Below are 3,153 nucleotides of genomic sequence, written 5' to 3'. Positions count from 1 at the left end.
GGCAGCGTCGTGCATACCGACGCGTGGTTGGGCTATGAGCCTCTGGAAAAGGAAGGCTACCGCCATCGGATCACCTTTCTTCGAGGTCATCAGAAATCACCGTCCGATCTGCTGCCACGGGTCCATCGGGTTATCTCGCTGCTGAAGCGATGGCTGCTCGGCACCCACCAGGGCGCCGTCAGTTTCAAGCACCTGGACTATTATCTGGACGAGTTCACCTTCCGATTCAATCGCCGGAGATCGCGCAGCCGGGGCAAGCTGTTTTTCCGGCTCGTCCAACAGGCCGTGGCCGTGGAACCAGCGACTTACGCGTCAATGGTCAAAGCTTCAGCCCCCAAATCACAAGATATAGGGGCCACGTAAGTCAAAAGTCAAGTGGATACTCCCACTTTGGCGGATTCACACTGCGGCTCATTCAATTCGAAGCGATGGGGCTTCCATGCAGCCAAGTACCCTCTTTGCACTACTGGCGGCGGTTCGTCCTCGATCCGGTTGGAGCGACCTTGTCTGTCTACCCTCATATTGCGAGTCAGATTAATGGGCCTACTGAGTCCATTCTGCTCTACACGGTGTACCAGCATCTCGCCTCCATCTCAATGTTGCCTTCGAGTGGCCGCAGGCAAGTCTCTCTGCATCGGCGTCCGCCCGGTGCAGAGCGCATTGGCCCGCCATTCCATCCGGGAGAGACTTTCTTTGAGAGATCCACTGTGACCAGAAAGAGGCGCATCGCTTCGTCTTTCTGATAATCAAGAATAGCGCTCGGTGCACGACAGGTTGGGTCCGGCCTCTCATCTCCGGCCTGATTGCCCGCCGAATCCCAGACCCCAGCGGGGTTATTTCTGATGCTGCCCGCAATGAAGACCCCGTTGTCGGCCGACCGGGCATGCATTAACCCATTGTAACCTCCCTCAGCGGGCCACAAGACCAGTTCTGCTCCTTTCAAGGCCAGCAACTGGACAGTCTCAGGAAACCAGCTATCATAACAGATGATGATTCCAATCCGACCCACGTCGGTTTGAAACACTGGGTACCCCTCGCCAGGCGAGGCGCCTAGGTCAAGCTCAGGCTCGTATACCATGTTCTTGTCGTATACCCCGATGAGCTTCCCCTCGCGGTCAAAGAGTGGAGCCGAGTTAAAGACTAGATCACCACGCCGAACGTAAGTCGTTCCGCTCACGTGCATCTTCCACTGGCGCGCCTTGCTCGCCATCAGCCTCCACGACGGACCGTCTTCCGACTCCGCTTTCATCGGATCATCGATCCCGTTAAACAGCTCCGGCATCAGCGCAATATCCGCCCCGCCAGCCCCCGCTGCATCAAGCCACCGGCTCCAATGCTTTAGGTCGCCCTTCCCCCAGCTCACTGCTATTTTGACCGGCCGCGGCGGAACAGGTTCGCACTCCTCCAGTAAAACCTGCTCCCACCATACCCTGCCTCGCGCACTGTACCGGAAATACAAGCGAACCTCTCCGTCCTGGTCCTCCGCAGGGCCTAGAAAACGCCCTTCGCCGACAACCATGCCTCCTTCTTTCCTATACTGGAAGATGCCATCATTGAACCTCTTCGTGAAAACACCATGCACCAGGTGGCGGTTGACATCCTCGAATCCAGAAAAACGAAATTTCACGCGCATGCGATAGGTCTTGCCGCCCAAAAGCCGGACAGGACACCGGATATAACCGTAACACTGTTCGCGGCCATTGCCCTCAGCCATTAACTCCTGTGTCCCGCCTTGTCCAGAAATCAGCTTGAAGATGGGCTTCAGAGCAGAATTCCCCGCTACCACAGACCACCCTTCTGGTACCGATCCAATGCTCCCCTGCTTAAAATCCCCATTTGCAACCAGGTTACCTGGCTGCACCTGATCCTCCGGAGAAGGCGTAGGCGGTGTTGGTGTACCAGTAGCAGCAGGAAATCTATGCCACGCGGCCAATCCAGTACTGAGACGAGCACTACCCATACCGACCGTAGCCGCTGTACCCATTTTTAGGAAATAACGACGAGTCAGTCTTTCCACAAAGGCACCTCCTTAATTGCGGTTCTTGAATTACTCCAGCTTCAAGTGCACGATTTCAGCGATGTGGAGCCTTGGGATGGTCGCCACCGCATAGCCCGCTTCCAGCCGGTGCGGCACCCTCTGCCCCGCCCGCATCAGTTCCATCCCCTTCACTCCCCGCCCCTCCGGCACCCGGATCCTCACCTCTACCTCCCCGACCGGCACAAATTCCTCCCTCATCCGCCCACTCGCCGCATCCTTGAACCCTACATTCGCCAAGACCCACAGCGCTAAATCCCCGTTCACCGCTCGCCGCAGCACCCCATACACCCCCCTCGGCGCCTCCAGCTTGAACGGCTGCGGCTCCCCTCCCCCCAAATACTCTATCATCGACCGCAGCACCTCCCCCACGGAAACCACACGGCTCACCGGATAATACGCCTCCAAACTCCCACTCACATATACCGTCTTCCCTTTCCCATACTCATGCACAATCACGGCTGGCCCTCGCACTTCCCCCGTCCCCAAATTCCAGCACTCTGCAATGACCTCTGCTCCCCCCTCTGCTTCCACCGGAATCATCCGGCTGTCCCCTTGCACCAGCGCCCCCGCTCCATATCGCCCCAGCGCCTCATGCCCACGCCGCACCCGGTAGTAACACTCCGGCTGGCTCCCTAAAGCCTCCCCTTTCATCTCCACCCCTAACACTTCCCTCAACGCTCCCCCGTCCTGCCGCATCCTTCCTTCCCCGTCATACAACCCCGTGTCGTACGTCGCCAGCAACCCGCCCCCTCCTTTCACCCACTCCCCCAGCTTCCTTGCTTCTTCGTCCGAAAGCCCCGACGCCCCGCACAACGCAATCACCCGCTGCCCTGCTAACCACTCCTCACTCATCTCCGTGCTCGGATTCACATCAAAAGCGATCCGCGCCTCCAGCATTGCCAACACCAGACCTTGGCTCATCATCATGTTCCAGCTCCACCCCCGCTCCCGCCACCGCTGCAACGACTCCCATGTCGGCACGATCGACACGTACGCCACCGGCACACTGTCCTTGTGAATCCCTTCCACCCGCTTCATCACCTCGAACACTTCCTTCGCCGGCTCCGCGCTCCCGCTCCCCACCCCGTAATACAATCGGTTCGCTACCGCATAGA

The 3,153-nt window shown here is 58.5% G+C and carries 4 protein-coding genes; 1 reads left to right on the top strand and 3 read right to left on the bottom strand.

Features of this window, described 5'->3' with window-relative positions; all coding sequences use genetic code 11:
- The coding region (locus VKV18_RS13165; RefSeq protein WP_324204649.1) for an IS1595 family transposase at positions 1-363 on the top strand (363 nt) is incomplete at its 5' end.
- Between the two features lie 199 nt (positions 364-562).
- Here the strand turns inward: VKV18_RS13165 and VKV18_RS13160 are convergent.
- From VKV18_RS13160 to VKV18_RS13150, 3 genes are all read right to left on the bottom strand, one after another.
- Positions 563-1,714 carry a carbon-nitrogen hydrolase family protein gene (locus VKV18_RS13160; protein ID WP_324204648.1) on the bottom strand — a complete coding sequence of 384 codons (1,152 nt, stop codon included), beginning with the start codon at positions 1,712-1,714 and terminating at the stop codon, positions 563-565.
- A gap of 333 nt (positions 1,715-2,047) precedes the next feature.
- Complete coding sequence (locus tag VKV18_RS13155; protein WP_324204647.1) at positions 2,048-2,959, bottom strand: beta-galactosidase trimerization domain-containing protein; 912 nt, start codon at positions 2,957-2,959, stop codon at positions 2,048-2,050.
- Positions 2,910-3,153, bottom strand: a 244-nt coding sequence (locus VKV18_RS13150) for a hypothetical protein (protein ID WP_324204646.1), incomplete at its 5' end; no start/stop codon positions are given. The genes VKV18_RS13150 and VKV18_RS13155, both read right to left, overlap by 50 nt.

Origin of the sequence: Chthonomonas sp., from assembly GCF_035294505.1 — a bacterium.
Taxonomy (GTDB): domain Bacteria; phylum Armatimonadota; class Chthonomonadetes; order Chthonomonadales; family Chthonomonadaceae; genus Chthonomonas.
Note: the sequence above shows the minus strand (reverse complement) of the source record. Positions and strands in the feature narration are given on the sequence as shown.

Bases quoted from the DNA above. Each gene is read 5' to 3' on its own strand.
- VKV18_RS13155 (WP_324204647.1), bottom strand. From the start codon at position 2,959: ATGAGCCAAGGTCTGGTGTTGGCAATGCTGGAGGCGCGGATCGCTTTT.
- VKV18_RS13160 (WP_324204648.1), bottom strand. From the start codon at position 1,714: ATGGCTGAGGGCAATGGCCGCGAACAGTGTTACGGTTATATCCGGTGT.